The 17,744-nt window shown below is 50.7% G+C and carries 19 protein-coding genes and 1 pseudogene; 8 read left to right on the forward strand and 12 right to left on the reverse strand.

Annotation, left to right across the window (positions count from 1 at the left end):
- Positions 1-4: 4 nt before the first annotated feature.
- Complete coding sequence (gene pldB, locus ACJHX3_RS19635) at positions 5-1,027, reverse strand: lysophospholipase L2 (RefSeq protein ID WP_000487671.1); 1,023 nt, start codon at positions 1,025-1,027, stop codon at positions 5-7.
- A 110-nt stretch (positions 1,028-1,137) separates the two neighbouring features.
- Between pldB and rhtB the strand changes: the two genes are divergently transcribed.
- Positions 1,138-1,758: a homoserine/homoserine lactone efflux protein gene (gene rhtB, locus ACJHX3_RS19640; protein ID WP_000171710.1), complete on the forward strand. Its 621-nt coding sequence runs from the start codon at positions 1,138-1,140 to the stop codon at positions 1,756-1,758.
- Positions 1,759-1,819: 61 nt separating this feature from the next.
- On the opposite strand, the gene rhtC is transcribed toward rhtB, so the two are convergent.
- The 3 genes from rhtC to pldA form a co-directional block, all read right to left on the reverse strand.
- Entirely contained in the window at positions 1,820-2,440 is a 621-nt protein-coding gene (rhtC, locus tag ACJHX3_RS19645) for a threonine export protein RhtC (RefSeq protein ID WP_094308441.1), read from the reverse strand.
- Between the two features lie 63 nt (positions 2,441-2,503).
- A complete protein-coding gene (gene recQ / locus ACJHX3_RS19650) occupies positions 2,504-4,333 on the reverse strand; it encodes an ATP-dependent DNA helicase RecQ (RefSeq protein WP_024177878.1) in 1,830 nt (609 codons plus the stop codon).
- A gap of 124 nt (positions 4,334-4,457) precedes the next feature.
- On the reverse strand, positions 4,458-5,327 hold the full coding sequence (gene pldA, locus ACJHX3_RS19655) for a phospholipase A (protein WP_094321999.1): 870 nt from the start codon (positions 5,325-5,327) through the stop codon (positions 4,458-4,460).
- A 164-nt stretch (positions 5,328-5,491) separates the two neighbouring features.
- On the opposite strand from pldA, the gene yigI reads away from it, so the two are divergent.
- The 4 genes from yigI (at position 5,492) to ACJHX3_RS19675 (ending at position 8,554) form a co-directional block, all read left to right on the forward strand.
- Positions 5,492-5,959, forward strand: a complete 468-nt coding sequence (gene yigI / locus ACJHX3_RS19660; RefSeq protein ID WP_001277142.1) for an acyl-CoA thioesterase YigI — start codon at positions 5,492-5,494, stop codon at positions 5,957-5,959.
- A gap of 51 nt (positions 5,960-6,010) precedes the next feature.
- Positions 6,011-6,901: an EamA family transporter RarD gene (gene rarD / locus ACJHX3_RS19665; protein WP_000339111.1), complete on the forward strand. Its 891-nt coding sequence runs from the start codon at positions 6,011-6,013 to the stop codon at positions 6,899-6,901.
- 310 nt (positions 6,902-7,211) lie between these two features.
- On the forward strand, positions 7,212-8,060 hold the full coding sequence (locus ACJHX3_RS19670) for a YPO3983 family protein (RefSeq protein ID WP_001059676.1): 849 nt from the start codon (positions 7,212-7,214) through the stop codon (positions 8,058-8,060).
- A complete protein-coding gene (locus ACJHX3_RS19675) occupies positions 8,057-8,554 on the forward strand; it encodes a DUF943 family protein (protein WP_000837551.1) in 498 nt (165 codons plus the stop codon). Before ACJHX3_RS19670 ends, ACJHX3_RS19675 begins: the two co-directional genes overlap by 4 nt.
- Positions 8,555-8,589: 35 nt before the next feature.
- On the opposite strand, the gene corA is transcribed toward ACJHX3_RS19675, so the two are convergent.
- A complete protein-coding gene (gene corA, locus ACJHX3_RS19680) occupies positions 8,590-9,540 on the reverse strand; it encodes a magnesium/cobalt transporter CorA (protein ID WP_000947159.1) in 951 nt (316 codons plus the stop codon).
- Between the two features lie 151 nt (positions 9,541-9,691).
- Positions 9,692-9,748, reverse strand: a complete 57-nt coding sequence (gene ysgD / locus ACJHX3_RS19685; protein WP_211180520.1) for a protein YsgD — start codon at positions 9,746-9,748, stop codon at positions 9,692-9,694.
- A 161-nt stretch (positions 9,749-9,909) separates the two neighbouring features.
- On the opposite strand from ysgD, the gene ACJHX3_RS19690 reads away from it, so the two are divergent.
- Complete coding sequence (locus ACJHX3_RS19690; RefSeq protein WP_000951172.1) at positions 9,910-10,674, forward strand: phosphodiester glycosidase family protein; 765 nt, start codon at positions 9,910-9,912, stop codon at positions 10,672-10,674.
- A gap of 82 nt (positions 10,675-10,756) precedes the next feature.
- Positions 10,757-11,659 carry an S-adenosyl-l-methionine hydroxide adenosyltransferase family protein gene (locus tag ACJHX3_RS19695; protein ID WP_094321998.1) on the forward strand — a complete coding sequence of 301 codons (903 nt, stop codon included), beginning with the start codon at positions 10,757-10,759 and terminating at the stop codon, positions 11,657-11,659.
- 54 nt (positions 11,660-11,713) lie between these two features.
- Here ACJHX3_RS19695 and uvrD read toward each other — a convergent pair whose 3' ends face one another.
- The 6 genes from uvrD to lptM form a co-directional block, all read right to left on the reverse strand.
- The gene (uvrD, locus tag ACJHX3_RS19700) at positions 11,714-13,876 is read right to left on the reverse strand and encodes a DNA helicase II (protein WP_000383407.1); all 2,163 of its coding nucleotides are present in this window, start codon (positions 13,874-13,876) and stop codon (positions 11,714-11,716) included.
- An 83-nt stretch (positions 13,877-13,959) separates the two neighbouring features.
- The gene (yigB, locus tag ACJHX3_RS19705) at positions 13,960-14,676 is read right to left on the reverse strand and encodes a 5-amino-6-(5-phospho-D-ribitylamino)uracil phosphatase YigB (protein ID WP_001213584.1); all 717 of its coding nucleotides are present in this window, start codon (positions 14,674-14,676) and stop codon (positions 13,960-13,962) included.
- Positions 14,676-15,572 carry a tyrosine recombinase XerC gene (gene xerC, locus ACJHX3_RS19710; protein ID WP_000130702.1) on the reverse strand — a complete coding sequence of 299 codons (897 nt, stop codon included), beginning with the start codon at positions 15,570-15,572 and terminating at the stop codon, positions 14,676-14,678. The genes yigB and xerC overlap by 1 nt, the downstream gene beginning before the upstream one ends.
- Positions 15,569-16,276: a DUF484 domain-containing protein gene (locus ACJHX3_RS19715; RefSeq protein WP_000812800.1), complete on the reverse strand. Its 708-nt coding sequence runs from the start codon at positions 16,274-16,276 to the stop codon at positions 15,569-15,571. The genes xerC and ACJHX3_RS19715 overlap by 4 nt, the downstream gene beginning before the upstream one ends.
- Positions 16,273-17,097, reverse strand: a complete 825-nt coding sequence (gene dapF / locus ACJHX3_RS19720) for a diaminopimelate epimerase (RefSeq protein WP_001160658.1) — start codon at positions 17,095-17,097, stop codon at positions 16,273-16,275. The genes ACJHX3_RS19715 and dapF overlap by 4 nt, the downstream gene beginning before the upstream one ends.
- 36 nt (positions 17,098-17,133) lie before the next feature.
- Complete coding sequence (lptM, locus tag ACJHX3_RS19725) at positions 17,134-17,337, reverse strand: LPS translocon maturation chaperone LptM (protein ID WP_000799887.1); 204 nt, start codon at positions 17,335-17,337, stop codon at positions 17,134-17,136.
- Between the two features lie 158 nt (positions 17,338-17,495).
- Between lptM and ACJHX3_RS19730 the strand changes: the two are divergent.
- A pseudogene (locus ACJHX3_RS19730) lies at positions 17,496-17,681 on the forward strand (DKNYY family protein); the annotation flags it as partial.
- Positions 17,682-17,744 lie beyond the last annotated feature (63 nt).

Below are 17,744 nucleotides of genomic sequence, written 5' to 3' on the forward strand. Positions count from 1 at the left end.
AAATTTAAACCTCTGTAGAGCGGTTTCCGCTGGGTGAGTTATGCCTGTTGAAAAAATCAACGATGGCGTGGAGCGCGACTGAGCGCATTGCGTCCTTTTCAAAAAGGATCTCATGGTACGCACCTTTAATTACCAACGGCCGTCCTCCTTCGACAGGATGGCCCGCAGCGGTGCGGAGTTCACAAAAACGGTCATGCATGCGGTTATCCACCACGCGTTCCTCTTCAGCTTGTAAGAGAAGCGTTGGTGTGGTGTCATCACCCGCACCGGCTAACACCTGTTCGCCAGCCAGAATACTTTCGCGTACCCAATGGTAGGTCGGCCCACCGACGCGAATCGTTGGGTCATCAGCATAAAAGCGTAAGTTACGTCGATATCGCTGTCTGCTGTGGGTCAGTACGTTGATAGCAAACGGCAACGCGCGCCAGCGCCCAGTGCCTATTGCATAGCCATCACGGAAACGTGGATGCGCTTCGGCCCAGTTGAGGATTTGCCGTGCCATAAATGACGGCATACGAATCACGATCCCAAACATTGGCGCAGTTAGCGCAATGGCGTCACATACACCTGGATGGCGTTGCAGAAATAATGTGGAGATCGCACCGCCCATCGAATGTGCCAGTATATAGCGTTTACGCCACGGACCGGGCTGGACCTCCTGTTGCCAGAATGCCGCCAGATCATCAACATAATCATTAAAGCGATTAACATGCCCGAGATGCGGATCGGCTAACAGGCGACCGGAACGTCCCTGCCCGCGATGGTCGATGATTAAGACATCAAACTCCAAATGGAACAAATCGTAGGCCAGTTCCGCATATTTTACGTAGCTCTCAATACGCCCCGGGCAGATGACTACCACCCGGTCATGGTGCTTTGCGCTAAAACGGACAAAGCGCACCGGAATGTCATCCACACCAGTAAATTCTGCTTCATCACGCTGACGCCAGAAATCAGTCAGCGGTCCCATGGTAAAAGCAGCAAACGCGTTTTCTCTTGTTTCCCAGTCTTTTTGCTGCTGAAACATCGGGTAATCTGCCTCTTAAACCACGTAAAATCGTTTTTTTAAGCGTGCCTGACACAACGCTGCGACAGTAGCGTATTGTGGCACAAAAATAGACACACCGGGAGTTCATCATGACCTTAGAATGGTGGTTTGCCTACCTGCTGACATCGATCATTTTAAGCCTGTCGCCAGGCTCTGGCGCAATCAACACCATGACCACCTCGCTCAACCACGGTTATCGCGGTGCGGTGGCGTCTATTGCTGGGCTTCAGACCGGACTGGCGATTCATATTGTGCTGGTTGGCGTGGGTTTGGGGACGCTATTTTCCCGCTCAGTGATTGCGTTTGAAGTGTTGAAGTGGGCAGGCGCAGCTTACTTGATTTGGCTGGGAATACAGCAATGGCGCGCCGCTGGTGCAATTGACCTTAAATCGCTAGCCTCTACTCAATCGCGCCGACATTTGTTCCAGCGCGCAGTTTTTGTGAATCTTACCAATCCCAAAAGTATTGTGTTTCTGGCGGCGCTATTTCCGCAATTCATCATGCCGCAGCAGCCACAACTGATGCAGTATATCGTGCTCGGCGTCACCACTATTGTGGTCGATATTATTGTGATGATCGGTTACGCCACCCTTGCTCAACGGATTGCTCTATGGATTAAAGGACCAAAGCAGATGAAGGCGCTGAATAAGATTTTCGGCTCGTTGTTTATGCTGGTGGGAGCGCTGTTAGCATCGGCGAGGCATGCGTGAAAAATAATGTCGGATGCGGCGTAAACGCCTTATCCGACTTACTCTGATGACGCGTCTGGCATCAACGCGAAATAATCAAATGAATGCCAAATCCGGCAAATAACGCCCCGGCAAAACCATCAATCCACTTCGCCAGACGTTGATAACCACGGCGCATTTGCGGCAGGGCAAACAGGCTGGCAACGACGGTAAACCACGCCAGTGTTTCGATAATAATCAACGCGAAAATGCCCCAGCGCTCAGTGGTGCCGACGTTATCGCCGACAAACAGCGAGAATACCGAACCAAAGTAGATAATCGCTTTCGGATTGGCGAGATTGGTCAGTAAGCCTTTCAGGAAACTGCGTCCGCTTTTTGCCAGTTCTACCTGTGGCGCAGGCGCAGAAACGACCTCTTTTTTCAGTGCGCTACGCAGCATCTGATAACCCATCCAGCAGAGATACAGGCCACCGCCCACCATAATCAGCGTATGCAGCCAGACCATTTTTTCGATAATCAAATGTAGGCCAAGCAACGCAATCCCAGCCCAAACCATTACGCCGCAGGTAATGCCCAGCACGCCCATCATCGCTTCTTTACGGGAACGACTAACAGCGGTCTGAGAGACAAAAAAGAAATCGGGACCGGGGCTCATAAGCGCCACAATGTGCACCATGGCGACGGTGAGGAATAACATCAACATACATTAGACTCGCGGGGGAAACGTTTACGGAGTCTTCATCCTGGCACTTTTTTATGCTGCTGACTACTCTTCGTCGTCACCATCGACATGCGCACGAATCAGCGCCATAAACGGTTTGCCAAAGCGTTCCAGCTTGCGCATCCCAACGCCGTTAACGCTGAGCATTTCGCTGGCGGTGATCGGCATCTGTTCAGCCATCTCAATCAAGGTTGCGTCGTTAAACACCACGTACGGCGGGACATTGCTTTCATCGGCAATCGATTTACGCAGTTTGCGTAATTTGGCGAACAGTTTGCGATCGTAGTTGCCGCCGAAGGATTTCTGCATCGCTTTCGGTTTGAGCGCCACGATACGTGGCACGGCAAGTTGCAAAGAGGATTCGCCGCGCAGCACCGGACGCGCAGCCTCTGTCAGTTGTAGGGCAGAATGCTGGGCAATATTTTGCGTCACCAGGCCGAGGTGAATCAGCTGGCGGATCACGCTCACCCAATGTTCATGGCTTTTATCACGGCCCATGCCATAGACTTTCAGTTTGTCATGACCATAGTCGCGGATACGCTGGTTATTAGCGCCACGAATCACTTCCACCACATAACCCATCCCAAACCGCTGATTCACCCGACCAATGGTGGAAAGGGCAATCTGAGCATCGGTTGAACCATCGTATTGTTTCGGCGGATCGAGGCAGATATCGCAGTTCCCGCACGGCTCCTGCCGCCCTTCGCCAAAATAGTTCAGCAATACCAGACGACGGCAAGTTTGCGCTTCGGCAAACGCGCCCATCGCATTGAGTTTATGGCGCTCGATATCCTGCAATTGCCCCTGCGGCTTCTCTTCCAGACAACGGCGTAGCCACGCCATATCGGCCGGATCGTAAAACAGCATCGCTTCCGCGGGCAGGCCATCACGCCCGGCGCGACCGGTTTCCTGATAATAGGATTCGATATTGCGCGGAATATCAAAATGCACCACGAAGCGAACGTTAGGCTTGTTGATGCCCATGCCGAACGCCACCGTCGCCACCACAATTTGCAGGTCATCGCGCTGGAATTTCTCCTGCACGTCGGCGCGAATATTATTTTCCAGCCCGGCATGATAGGCCGCCGCGCTAATTCCCTTGCTTTGCAGGCGCGCAGCGGTGTCTTCTACTTTCGCCCGGCTGTTGCAGTAAATAATCCCCGACTTACCGCGTTGTTCCTGCACGTAGCGCATCAACTGATCGAGCGGTTTGAATTTCTCCATCAGCATGTAGCGAATATTCGGACGGTCAAAACTGCTGATTTGAATCAGCGGATCGTTCAGCCCCAGCAGGCGCACGATATCCTGCCGCGTGGTGTCGTCGGCTGTGGCGGTCAGCGCCATAAACGGCAGCGTCGGGAACCGCTGGCGCAACTGACCGAGCGCGGCATATTCCGGGCGGAAATCGTGGCCCCATTGGGAGATACAGTGCGCTTCATCAACGGCTAATAACACCGGATTCCAGTGCGCCAGATGCTCAAGAAAGTTATCCAGCATCAGGCGTTCCGGGGCGATATAAAGCAGACGAATTTGCCCGGTGCGGCAGCCTGTCATCACTTCAAGTTGCTGTTCGCGGGTTTGCGTCGAGTTAAGGCACGCCGCCGCCACGCCGTTGGCTTGCAGTTGATCCACCTGATCTTTCATCAACGAAATCAGCGGTGAAACAACCACGGTAAGGCCGTTTAGCAATAAAGCAGGAATTTGATAGCAAAGGGATTTTCCGCCACCAGTGGGCATGACGACCAGGCAATCGCGACCGGAAAGCACAGTGTCGATAATCTCTTCCTGGCCGGGGCGAAACTGTTGGTAGCCAAAGGTTTCTTGTAAAACCTGTTTAGCTCCGGACTCCAGATTCAACACTTCCGCCTGCGCCACATTCACCCCGATTGCCTGAAATAAAAACAGGCGCTATTTTCAGCGCCTGCGCGAGAAACTGCAATGCTTTTAGCGTCTGGCTGGATAATGTTGGATGCTGGATTCCAGATTTGACAACCATTCATCAAAACAGGTCGTTTAGCATAACTCCCACACCAACGCGGGTCTGGTTGAAGTTATAGTCGATGAGCGATTCGCCGTAACCACTGTAAACCTGAGTATAAAGGCGCACATGTTTGGTGATCGGGTAACTTAAGCCTAACTCCGCACCACCGTAACCGGTGTTCCAGTTGTACTGCCCTTTCGCGCTCAGTACCGCATCACCGAGGTGATAGCCGATTTTAAGCTGGTAATAGCCCATATATTTGGTGATGTCCGGGTTATCGTCCGTATTCCCCACCACATACCACGGCTTCACCTCTACCAGCCAGTTACCGTTTTCTGCCATCAGGCGGGTATAAAGGCGGTTCCAGCTGCGGGAAGTCGGGTCTGAACGCCCGTTTGAGTCGTGGTTGTAGCCCATTTCCACATCGCGCAGCGTCCAGCCAGCAAAGTTGTAATCCGTGGCAAAACCGAGGAACAATTGCGGTTCGTAGTTAGTTTCACGAAACGGTGAAGACTCTTCGCTATTGGACAGTTGCCACCAGGATTTTTGCGTATAAGACGCACCCAACACCGAGTTCGGGCCTAAAATCCCACGCCACAGCGGAAACGCCAGGCTCAACTGAAACTTTACTTCATCCTTACGCGCATTTTCCGCCCAGTCGTAACTGGCAATCGCTTCTTTATTCAGATCGCTGGTTTGGGTATAGATGATGTAGTTGGTGTCATAAGGATAAAGGGGGAACGGATTGTCATGCTCCTGCAGCATATTGGCGATAATACTGCCACGCACCGCTGGCGCGTCATGCACCTCTTTCACCGTTGCCTCTTGTGCATATACTGCCATAGGCAACATAAACACCGGCAACAACCAGCCCTGCAGAGTCCGCATCGCTCGTGTTCTCCGTAACGAATTATTGATAAGGTGAATATTTTTCTGCGGGCTATTTTACATACTTAACTCCATAGCCGTTAGTTATCCCTTCCTAAAGTAGAAACCAACAACAAAGAAGCATAAAATCAACATTTCATTAACCAATGAAGTGTAAGGATGATATGTCTGCCGTACTGACCGCTGAACAAGCCCTGAAATTAGTGGGTGAGATGTTTGTTTATCACATGCCATTTAACCGCGCATTGGGGATGGAACTGGAGCGTTACGAAAAAGAGTTCGCACAGCTGGCCTTTAAAAATCAGCCAATGATGGTGGGTAACTGGGCGCAAAGCATTTTGCACGGCGGGGTCATTGCGTCGGCGCTGGATGTCGCCGCAGGTCTGGTGTGCGTGGGAAGTACCTTAACCCGCCACGAAACCATCAGTGAAGATGAACTACGCCAGCGGCTATCGCGGATGGGGACCATTGATCTTCGCGTCGATTATCTGCGCCCAGGCAGAGGCGAGCGTTTTACTGCTACCAGTAGCCTGTTACGTGCAGGCAATAAAGTCGCCGTCGCCCGCGTTGAATTACACAATGAAGAACAGCTTTATATTGCCAGTGCTACAGCCACCTATATGGTAGGTTGATAACGTAAAAGCAGGTAAACTGCTGTTACCAATTAAAAATGAGTATTCCCGATGGATGCAAAACAAACGCGGCAGGGCGTATTACTCGCTCTTGCCGCTTATTTTATTTGGGGTATTGCGCCAGCGTACTTCAAGCTAATTTACTACGTGCCCGCCGATGAGATCCTGACGCATCGCGTGATCTGGTCGTTTTTCTTTATGGTGGTGCTGATGAGCATCTGCCGCCAGTGGTCCTATTTAAAAACGCTGATTCAGACGCCACAGAAAATTTTTATGCTGGCAGTCTCTGCCGTGCTGATTGGTGGCAACTGGCTACTGTTTATCTGGGCGGTGAACAATCACCATATGCTGGAAGCGAGCCTTGGTTACTTTATTAACCCGCTGGTGAACATTGTGCTAGGGATGATTTTCCTCGGCGAGCGATTCCGCCGGATGCAATGGCTGGCGGTGATTCTGGCGATATGTGGCGTGTTGGTTCAGTTGTGGACTTTTGGTTCACTGCCGATCATCGCGCTGGGGCTGGCGTTTAGTTTTGCCTTCTACGGCCTGGTACGCAAGAAGATTGCCGTTGAAGCGCAAACCGGCATGTTAATCGAAACCATGTGGCTGCTGCCCGTGGCGGCGATTTACCTGTTTGCTATTGCCGACAGCTCAACCAGCCATATGGGGCAAAACCCGATGTCGCTGAATTTACTGCTGATCGCCGCCGGTATTGTCACTACCGTACCGCTGTTGTGTTTTACTGCCGCTGCCACGCGCTTGCGTCTCTCAACGTTAGGCTTTTTCCAGTACATTGGCCCGACGCTGATGTTCCTGCTGGCTGTGACGTTTTATGGTGAAAAACCGGGTACCGATAAAATGGTGACCTTCGCCTTTATTTGGGTGGCGCTGGCAATTTTTGTGATGGATGCGATTTATACGCAGCGTAGAACGTCCAAATAAAAAATAAATATATTCTGAAAAAATATGCCGACTCTTGCATGAGAGTGGGCATATTGCCATGCTGACAGGAGACTCACATAAGGAAAGGCAGAATTTCCAGACGTCGTTGTATATTTTCATTTGCTTTAATAAATTTCATTTTTGGTAAATTCAGCATTATGTTATTAGCGATGAGCAAGACCAATCATTAACCAAGTTCTCTTCAGAATGTAATGAAAAATGTGAAGTGCATTTCTTTTTTAAAAATTTTTTAGCCTATTATTTCTTATCAAATTAACATTACCCTTAATTATAAGAAAGGAGAATATAAATGAACAACATATTAGGCTCATCAATTAATATGCCCTGTACACTTTTCGAAACTATTACTTTATTCGATGATTTTTCTGCTGATGATATGCAATATGGGGATATGGAAGAACAAGATTTTCTCTCACTCGGCTTAAGCGACATCTCTGCAAAAGTTGATCCTTACCGCCTCATTAAATACCATTTTCCTGGGCCGAATTCTACTTATGGTGCTTTTAGTGTTCCAACTTCTGGAACAAAAATATCACAAAGTGAATGTATTGATATTTTATTTGCAGAAATGAAAGATCTGGCAAAAATGTTTTCCTTTTTTGGACAATACAAAACACTCATCCAGGATCTGATTGATCATTTTAGATATGGAAATGGCAACAGTTTCCATAGCCAGGAATTGAACTTATCTTTTCATGAACGAATAAACAAATATGATTATAATAGCCCAATACGTGTAATCAAAGAATGTATCGAAAATGATATTTCTTCAACACCTACGATAGGATACCGGCCTCTTCTCCTACAAAAGATTAAGACCGAATTACTTTCATCAAGACTAAATAAATTCAATGATTTTAAAGATAATTTTAATGGCCTGGGAATCAGCATTCATGATATCTCAGCTCAAAAAATATCTCTTTTAAATTTTCAAAAATATCCTATGGGCTGGAGCGCTACCATTCATTTCATAGCACAAGACCACTTTGGTTTGGATGTGACTGATATAAAAAACAAGATTTACAACAAGTATAGATTTTTTCGCATATGGTTCTTTTTACAACGGCATAAAGACTTTGCTTTCAAACCTTTTTTCACCAATTTTAACACTATCGAAAGAATCGAAAATTATCTATGAAAAGCAAACTCCAGAAAATTATATTATGTTTATTTCTTCTATGCTGCATCTATAATTTATGGACATTGCGTCCTGTACAGATTTTGTATACATACTCTGATGCTGGCAATTCAGTCTTTCTGGTCGTTGATCATCTGCCATGGACTGATAGCGATAAAATAAATTGGTATCTGAAGCATCAGGATGAAATTAAAAGTCAAAATCCCCTACCAGAAGGTAGTTGGCATACCTGGTATGTTATTGATATCGGTAATGGCTTCACTGACTATAAAAAATATATCGAAGGGCCGTATGAAGATCTCTACTGTTTCCCGACGATTAAGAGCAATGATAATTGCATCGTAAAAAACTATTTAATGGTTATTAATGAATATCCTTACCGTAATACTCATTTTTTTATTGCTGATAACAATGAGTATCAACTAACCCAGGAAAATAAGATAGAGCGAGTGTTCAACCCGCATGACTTTGAAAAAGACAATTTTCAGCAATAAGCCGGATAAAGAACAATCTTTACCCGGCATTTATATTACAACCAGTTCTTCCGTTTAAAGTACAGATACGGTGCCAGGCCCGCGAGGATCATAAAGATAATCGCGCCAGGGTAGCCGAAACTCCACTTCAGTTCCGGCATAAACTCAAAGTTCATGCCATAGCTGGAAGCCACCAGCGTCGGTGGCAGGAACACCACGGATACCACCGAGAAGATTTTGATGATGCGGTTCTGCTCGATGTTGATAAAGCCCATCGCCGCCTGCATCAGGAAGTTCACCTTCTGGAACAGGGATTCGTTATGCGGCAGCAGGGATTCGATATCTCGCAGGATTTCACGCGCCTGCTCCAGTTGACCACCCGGTAAACGCGCCTTGCGTACCAGGAAGTTGAGCGCACGCTGGGTATCCATCAGACACAGGCGAACTTTCCAGCCGATATCTTCCAGTTCCGCCAGCGTGGAGAGCGCCTCGTCGTACTCATCGCCCTGATGCCCTTCCATAATTACCCGGCTCAACTGCTCCAGGTCGCTGTAGATATTTTCAATTTCATCTGCCAACTGTTCGATTTTGGTTTCGAACAGATCCAGCAGCAGCTCGTAGGCATTACCGTCTACCATCGACTGGCTACGGGCACGCATACGATACAGACGGAATGCAGGCAGTTCACGCTCACGCAGAGTAAACAGACGACCATCACGGATGGTAAATGCCACAGTGGAGTTACCGGCGTGATCTTCCGCATCTTCAAAGAAGAAGAAGGAGTGAATATGCAGGCCGTCATCGTCTTCAAAGAAACGTGCCGATGCTTCGATGTCTTCCAGTTCCGGGCGGGTTGCCAGGCTCTGGCCAAGTTCAGATTGTACGCGCAGTCGCTCGTCGTCGTCCGGTTCGACAAGATCAATCCATACTGCATTTACAAGGGGTTGTGACTCTTCGACTTCCAGCCGGGTCAGTCGGTTATTTTCCAGTTGAAATGCGCTCAGCATGACCGGGACTCCCAATGCTTAAAATATCGGACAGTTCGGTGGGCACACAGAAACAAATTGGGTTTCAGACCATTAAACAGCCTGACTCAGCGCGACGGGAAAAATTGAGGTCGCTGACAACCGCTAAGGCTATCAGCAAAAAGAGATAGCCTTAGGAGTTGATCCTGGATGACAGGATAGTGAGCCAGTATCTACTGGGTGTGTCCAAGGCGAATGTCCTCTTAGAGTGATCGTGCGCGCATGTTACGCCAGCAAAATTTTGCCGTCAACACGCAACAGAACACCACAGAACAATAGTTGAACTTCGCGCTTTTTGGTACTCGTCAAGGTCGCTAACAGGATAAAAAAATCCCACATCCAGGACCTATAATGGCGCATCGGCTACTCATTGGTAAAGGAATGATCACCTTGAATCTCAAACGGATTTTTCTCACCCTCACCTTACTTCCCTTATTTGCTGTTGCCGCTGATGATTGCGCACTCTCAGATCCGGCGCTGACCGTACAGGCGTATACCGTTAATCCTCAAACAGAGCGGGTGAAAATGTACTGGCAAAAAGCCAATGGCGAAGCGTGGGGAACGTTACATGCTCTGCTGGCGGATATTAATAGTCAGGGTCAGGTGCAGATGGCAATGAACGGCGGCATCTATGATGAAAGCTATGCGCCGCTCGGTTTGTACATCGAAAACGGTCAGCAGGAGGTGGCGTTAAATCTCGCTTCAGGTGAAGGGAATTTCTTTATTCGTCCTGGCGGCGTGTTTTATGTCGCGGGAGATAAAGTCGGCATCGTTCGTCTGGATGCCTTTAAAACCAGTAAAGAGATTCAGTTTGCGGTGCAGTCAGGGCCAATGTTATTAGAAAACGGCGTAATTAATCCGCGTATTCATCCCAACGTCGCCTCACGTAAAATTCGTAACGGTGTTGGGATTAATAAACAAGGGAACGCCGTGTTTTTGTTGAGCCAGCAGGCGACAAATTTTTATGATTTTGCCTGTTATGCCAAAGCGAAACTGAACGTTGAGCAGTTGCTTTATCTTGATGGCACAATTTCACATATTTATATGAAAGGCGGGGCAATCCCGTGGCAACGCTATCCTTTTGTCACCATGATTTCCGTCGAGTGGAAAGGTTAAGCATTATACACTCGAGGAGGCCAGACAAACTGGGACTGGCTACACAGCTGGAAAATCATCAGATAAATGAAGGGAAACAAAAATGAAAAAAACGCTCGCAACGTTATTTTTATTAACGTGTCTGGGATCATCATCCGCCTATGCGGATAACGCTTTGATTTTACAAACTGATTTTAGCCTGAAAGATGGTGCCGTCTCGGCGATGAAAGGGGTCGCATTCGGCGTTGACCATAATCTTAAAATCTTTGATTTAACACACGAAATTCCACCGTATAACATCTGGGAAGGCGCTTATCGCCTGTATCAGACTGCCAGTTACTGGCCGCAAGGTTCGGTGTTTGTTAGCGTGGTCGATCCGGGCGTAGGCACTGACCGTAAATCGGTAGTGCTGAAAACCAAAAACGGTCAATACTTCGTTTCACCAGATAACGGTACGCTCACTTTGGTGGCACAAACTCTGGGTATTGATAGCGTCTGGGAAATCGACGAAAAAGCTAACCGCCTGAAAGGTTCTGAAAAGTCATATACCTTCCATGGTCGCGATGTATATGCCTACACCGGTGCGCGTCTGGCTTCCGGAGCGATCACGTTCGAACAGGTGGGGCCAGAGCTTCCTGCAAAAGTTGTCGAACTTTCTTATCAGAAAGCAAAAGCAACAAAAGGTGAAGTGAAGGGCAATATCCCGATTCTCGATATTCAGTACGGCAACGTCTGGAGCAATATCAGCGACGAGTTGCTGAATCAGGCAGGAATCAAACTCAACGACACGTTGTGTGTGACCATTTCCGAAGGTTCCCAGCAAAAATACGCAGGGAAAATGCCGTATGTCGCAAGCTTCGGCGATGTGCCGGAAGGCCAGCCGATGGTGTATCTGAACAGCTTATTGAATGTTTCCGTGGCGCTGAATATGGATAATTTTTCGCAGAAACATCAGGTTGCGTCTGGTGCTGACTGGAATATTGATGTGAAGAAGTGCGCTAAGTAAGGTGCTGATGCCGGATGCGGTGTGGCGCACCGCATCCGGCAACGGAGTTGTAAATTACACCGTCTCCAACCGGGCGTAAGCCGCCACCAGCCATTTAATACCCTGGCCCTGGAATGCCACCTGCAAACGGCTATGCTCACCGCTGCCTTCCATATTGACGATGGTGCCTTCACCAAACTTAGCGTGGCGTACGCGCTGGCCGAGCTTGTAGCCGCTGTCGTTCTCGACCATCGGCGTACCCATCCGTTGATGGCTGACCGGGCGGCTTACCGTGGCGCGCAGGCGCACCTCTTCCACACACTCTTCCGGCAGCTCGCCGATAAAGCGCGACGGGCGATGGTAAACCTCTTTGCCATACAGACGGCGGGTTTCCGCGTAGGTCAGCGTCAGTTTCTGCATCGCGCGGGTTACGCCAACGTAGGCCAGACGGCGTTCTTCTTCCAGACGTCCGCCTTCATCCAGCGACATCTGACTTGGGAACATACCCTCTTCCATACCGACGATAAACACCTGCGGGAACTCCAGCCCTTTCGCCGAGTGTAGCGTCATCAACTGCACCGCGTCCTGCCAGGTATCCGCCTGCCCTTCACCTGCTTCCAGTGCCGCATGGGAGAGGAACGCCTGCAGCGGCATTAAATCTTCGTCTTCTTCGTTGTAGCTGAACTGGCGCGTCGCCGTCACCAGTTCCTCTAAGTTTTCGATACGCGTCTGGCCTTTTTCGCCTTTCTCCTGCTCGTACATTGTGCGCAGGCCGGAGTCTTTAATTACCCGGTCAGTCTGTACATGCAGCGGCATATCGGCAGTTTCCTGCGCTAAGGCGTCGATCAGTTCCATAAACCGCTGTAAGGCACTGGCAGCACGTCCGGCGAGGGCTTTTTCCTGCAACAGTTCACGACATGCCTGCCAGAGTGTTAACTGGCGATCGCGCGATGTCTGACGTACCACGTCCAGCGTCCGGTCACCAATACCCCGCGTTGGTGTATTCACCACGCGCTCAAAGGCCGCGTCGTCATTACGGTTGGCAATCAGGCGCAGATACGAGAGCGCATCTTTGATTTCCTGGCGTTCGAAGAATCGCATCCCGCCGTAAATACGGTACGGCATACTTGCCTGTAACAGTGCTTCTTCCAGCACACGCGACTGGGCGTTGCTGCGGTAGAGAATGGCGCACTCGGCAAGCGCCCCGCCGTTGTCCTGCCAGGTTTTGATACGGTTAACCACAAAACGCGCTTCATCGAGTTCGTTAAAAGCGCAATAGAGGGAAATAGGCTCACCATCCGCGCCATCGGTCCACAGTTTTTTACCCAAACGCCCGTTGTTGTTTTCAATCAGGGCGTTCGCGGCGCTCAGAATATTGCTGGTAGAGCGGTAGTTCTGCTCCAGACGGATAGTTTCAGCACCGGGGAAATCATTGAGGAAACGCTGAATATTCTCCACCTGCGCTCCACGCCAGCCGTAGATTGACTGATCGTCATCGCCAACGATCATCACTTTGCCGGTATCGCCCGCCAGCAGGCGGATCCACGCATACTGAATGTTGTTGGTATCCTGGAATTCGTCCACCAGGATATTGGTAAACCGTTCGCGATAGTGCTGAAGGATATGCGGCTTGTTAAGCCACAACTCGTGAGCACGTAGCAGCAGCTCGGCGAAGTCCACCAGGCCCGCACGATCGCACGCTTCCTGATACGCCTGATACACCTTCTGCCAGGTCTGCTCCACCGGATTACCGTAGCTTTGAATATGATGCGGACGCAGGCCTTCATCTTTCTGGCTGTTGATGTACCACATTGCCTGGCGCGGCGGCCACTGCTTCTCGTCGAGGTTCATCGCCTTGATTAGGCGTTTGAGCAGGCGTAGCTGGTCCTCGCTGTCGAGGATCTGAAAATCCTGCGGCAGATTGGCGTCCATATGGTGCGCACGCAGCAGACGGTGCGCCAGCCCGTGGAAGGTGCCGACCCACATGCCGCCCTGGCTGGTGCCCATCAGCTGCCCGATACGATGACGCATCTCCGCCGCCGCTTTGTTGGTAAACGTTACCGCCATAATCGAATATGGCGAGCAGTTTTCCACGCTCATCAGCCAGGCGATACGATGCACCAGTACGCGCGTCTTACCACTGCCCGCGCCCGCCAGCACCAGAAGGTTGCTGCGTGGCGCGGCCACCGCTTCGCGCTGTTTGTCATTAAGGCTGTCGAGCAGGTAAGAAACGTCCATTGGCACCGCCGCGTAAAAATAGGTTGGGCGGAGAAGCGCAACGCCCTCCGCCAAAAAGCTGGGTATATATACAGATTTGCTGATTATATCAGCGAGGTCAGAGATGCCAACCGGGAAATTTCCAGATGCGGGAGTAAACGGCTGTCCCAGGTTTGCATCAGATCGCCATTTTCCGGTCTGATCCAACAGGCCTGCATTCCGCTGCGAATTGCCCCACCCACGTCAGTGGTGAGATCGTCCCCGACATGTAAGATCTCGCCGATCGGCACGTTGAGTTTTTCCGCCGCCAGGAAGTACATATCGCTGAACGGTTTTGAGCGCCCGTGCGGGCCAGCGCGCAACACAAACTCAAAATAATCCCCTAAACCAAACAGCTCCGGCTGGGCGTTACCGTTGGTGATCGCCACCAGCGGCCATTTCTTCGCCAGCTGTTTTAAGGTGTCGTGGGTTTGCTGCGGGACATCGATTCGGCTGCGCCATTTGGCAAAGTTGATCATTGCTGCGTGTGCGCCTGCACTGGCTTCTTCGGCACTCAGCCCGGCGTCGAGCATCGCTTGTTCAATCGAACGAAAACGCCAGCGCGTCACGTCGTGATAAATCTCGGGTTCCGCTTCCCGTACCGCCTGGCGCAGGCGTTGCAGATCTTCATTCTGGAAGCTGCGCAGCGCCGGATGGTAATTTTGCACAAAGGTAAGCGCCTCTCGCTCGGTGCGCAAAATCACCGGACGGTTATCGTAAAGGGTATCATCCAGGTCAAAGGTGAGCGCCGAGATGCGCCCCAAAGGCCGGTAAAAACGCATTATTTCCCCCGTTTGGCGCGTGGATGCGCCGCATCGTACACCGAGGCAAGGTGTTGAAAATCAAGATGAGTATAGATTTGCGTGGTGGAGAGGTTGGCATGACCCAGCAGCTCCTGCACACCACGAAGATCGCCGCTCGACTCCAGCATATGCGTAGCGAACGAGTGACGTAATTTATGCGGGTGAACGTGATTATTCAGCCCTTGTTTGATGCCCCATTCGGCAAAGCGTTTCTGCACATTACGCGCGGAGATACGCTTGCCCAGTTTCGACAGAAAAAGCGCGTCGTCTTCGCTACCAAACAGGTCGCGCAAATCAAGCCAGTGCTCAATCCACGCCACAGCGTTGCGACCAATCGGCAGGCGGCGCTCTTTGCTGCCTTTTCCCATCACCCACACTTCACCAGACTCCAGGTCGAGGTGTTTGATATCGAGCCCCACCAGTTCGGAAAGACGCAGACCCGCGCCGTACATCACTTCCAGCATTGCCCGATCGCGCACGGCGAGGGGATCGTTGATATCAATATCCAGCAGCCGATTCATATCATCGACGTCGATGTTTTTCGGCAGATGACGCGGCGCTTTCGGTGCCGAAACACCTTTCGCCGGGTTGGCTTTGAGCTCGTTCTGGCTGACCAGCCAGTCAAAAAAGCTACGTAGCGCAGAAAGCCGTAACGCCAGACTTGCAGCTCCCAGCCCTTTACGGCGACTGCGTACAGCAAAATTGCGCACCATCGTTGCATCGCATTGCTGCCAGCTTCGCAGGCCGTTTTCGCTGGCAAAATTGATGATCGCCTCAAGCTGACGTTGATAGTTAAGCAGGGTTATCGGGCTAAGCTGACGCTCCACGCTCAGATAACGTAGGTAGCGTTCTACATCGGTGTGTAAATCGGTCATACGCGTTCAATCCAACGCTCCAGAAGCTCCGGCAACATCAGCGCAATTTCATGAAGTAACTGCGTTCCCTGCCCTTGTTGATAGTGACTGGCATCGCGACTAGTAAACAGCACAACACCCAAATCAGCATCGCTTCCCAGCATCGACATCGCCACCGATCCCACCGCTTTCGCTTCCGGTAGCACCACCAGAAGCTCCGGTCCGTTAAGCGGCCCCAGATAGTGCTGTTCCTGCCCCAGACGCTGAATACGCAGCGGTTCGAAAGACTGACGGCTTAATGCCAGATAAGTGTGGTTCGACGGCGCACCTAAGCGCCAGCGATCCGGAAACAGCCGCAGACTCGCCCCTGCCAGGCCGAGATCGCGCGCCCAGCGGTGAAAGCGCATCAGCATATCATCGAGACTGCTGGCGGCGGTGAGACTGCGCTGCAAGTAGAGTAAGCGATAAAACAGGCCTTCGTTGGCAATAGCCTGTTCCATCAACAACGCCATGTTCTCTTCCAGAACATGAATGTGATTACGCGCGCGGGCCATGTGCCACTCGACCAACGAAACGGTGCCGCGTACCGGATGCGGCACACGTATCGCTTCAACTGCGCGCGCATTGCGGATAAAAAACTCAGGATTTTTAATCAGATAATCGACAACCGCCCGGTCATCAAGCTCCGTGAGTGTTTCCTGCAGTTCTTCCCCTGGTTGCTTCATAGATGAATAAATCCGTCGTAGACATGTACCGCCGGGCCAGTCATATATAACGGGTGACCCGGACCTTTCCAGGCGATATCAAGACGACCGCCGGGGAGTTCCACGCGTACTTCTTCGGCCAGCAAACCTTGCTGAATCCCTACCGCCACCGCCGCACATGCGCCGCTGCCGCAGGCCTGGGTTTCTCCTGCCCCACGCTCATAAACGCGTAAACGAATATGCTCGCGCTTAACCACTTGCATAAAACCGATATTGGCGCGCTCCGGAAAACGCTCGTGGCTTTCCAGAACAGGACCAAGCGTTTCTACCGCCGCGGTATCGACATCATCGACCTGAATCACGCAGTGCGGATTTCCCATCGACACCACGCCACATAAGATTGTCTGCTCGGCGGCGCGCATAATATAGGTCTTTTCCGCTTTGTTAGCGCGAAATGGCACGGCAGAAGGTTCGAAGTTGGGTTCGCCCATATTGACGCGGACCAGATCATCATTGGTGACGGTCAGAACCATCCGTCCGTTGGCGGTGCTGACGCGGATATCGCGCTTATTGGTCAGCCCTTTCAGACGCACAAAACGGGCAAAGCAGCGCGCGCCGTTGCCGCACTGCGCCACTTCACTGCCATCAGCATTGAAAATGCGATAGTGAAAATCCAGTTCAGGATCATACGGTGGCTCAACCACCAGCAGTTGGTCAAACCCTACCCCCAGGTGCCGATCCGCCAGGCGACGAATCAGCTCCGGTGAAAAAAAGACATTCTGCGTTACCGCGTCGACGACCATAAAATCGTTGCCAAGGCCATGCATTTTCGAGAACTGCATCATTTACTCCAATCACGCGGGTACAGAAACTGACTTTTAGTAATTCACCTGGGATGGACCATCGCCAGTGGCGCGGTCGTTTTTATCCGGCACCGTGGATTGCGTTTGCATCTCTACCGGTTTGGTCGGCGGTGGTGCGTTTTTATCTGCAGGCGGGAAATAGAGCGGACCTTTCAGACCGCAGCCCGTCAGGCTGAAGAGAGTAAGTAATACAGTGAGTGCCTTAAACACGTTTTTCATTATGGATTGCCTGTAAAGTTCATCGCTTTCTGCTTTCTATCATCGCAGGAGAAGGCGTAAAAGCAAGCGTTTAGCGACTCTTTATGAAGTCTGAAAAGTGAGGAAATGCTGCGAGTATAACGCTTACACGTGGCGATTTATGTTTTGCTGGCAGTTTCGTGATCGGCACCTCGCGCCAGGATGGCTTTATGCACTATCGCAATGTGGTTTGTTTGTTGTCTTGTTCGTTGTTTTTATCGTCGGCATGGGGATGTCGGCTTTCCGCGCCTGAACATAATATTTACCAGAAACAGGGAAAAGGCGTGGTGTATTTGCGCCCTTATGAAAAGACCAATCTTTCGCTATATAGAGACATTATTATTCCGTTGACAGATGAATCATGCCGGAACGCAGCCGCAGAGGTGCAA

Origin of the sequence: Escherichia sp. WS1265 (assembly GCF_046487585.1) — a bacterium.
In the GTDB taxonomy this organism is placed as follows: Bacteria; Pseudomonadota; Gammaproteobacteria; order Enterobacterales; family Enterobacteriaceae; genus Escherichia; species Escherichia coli.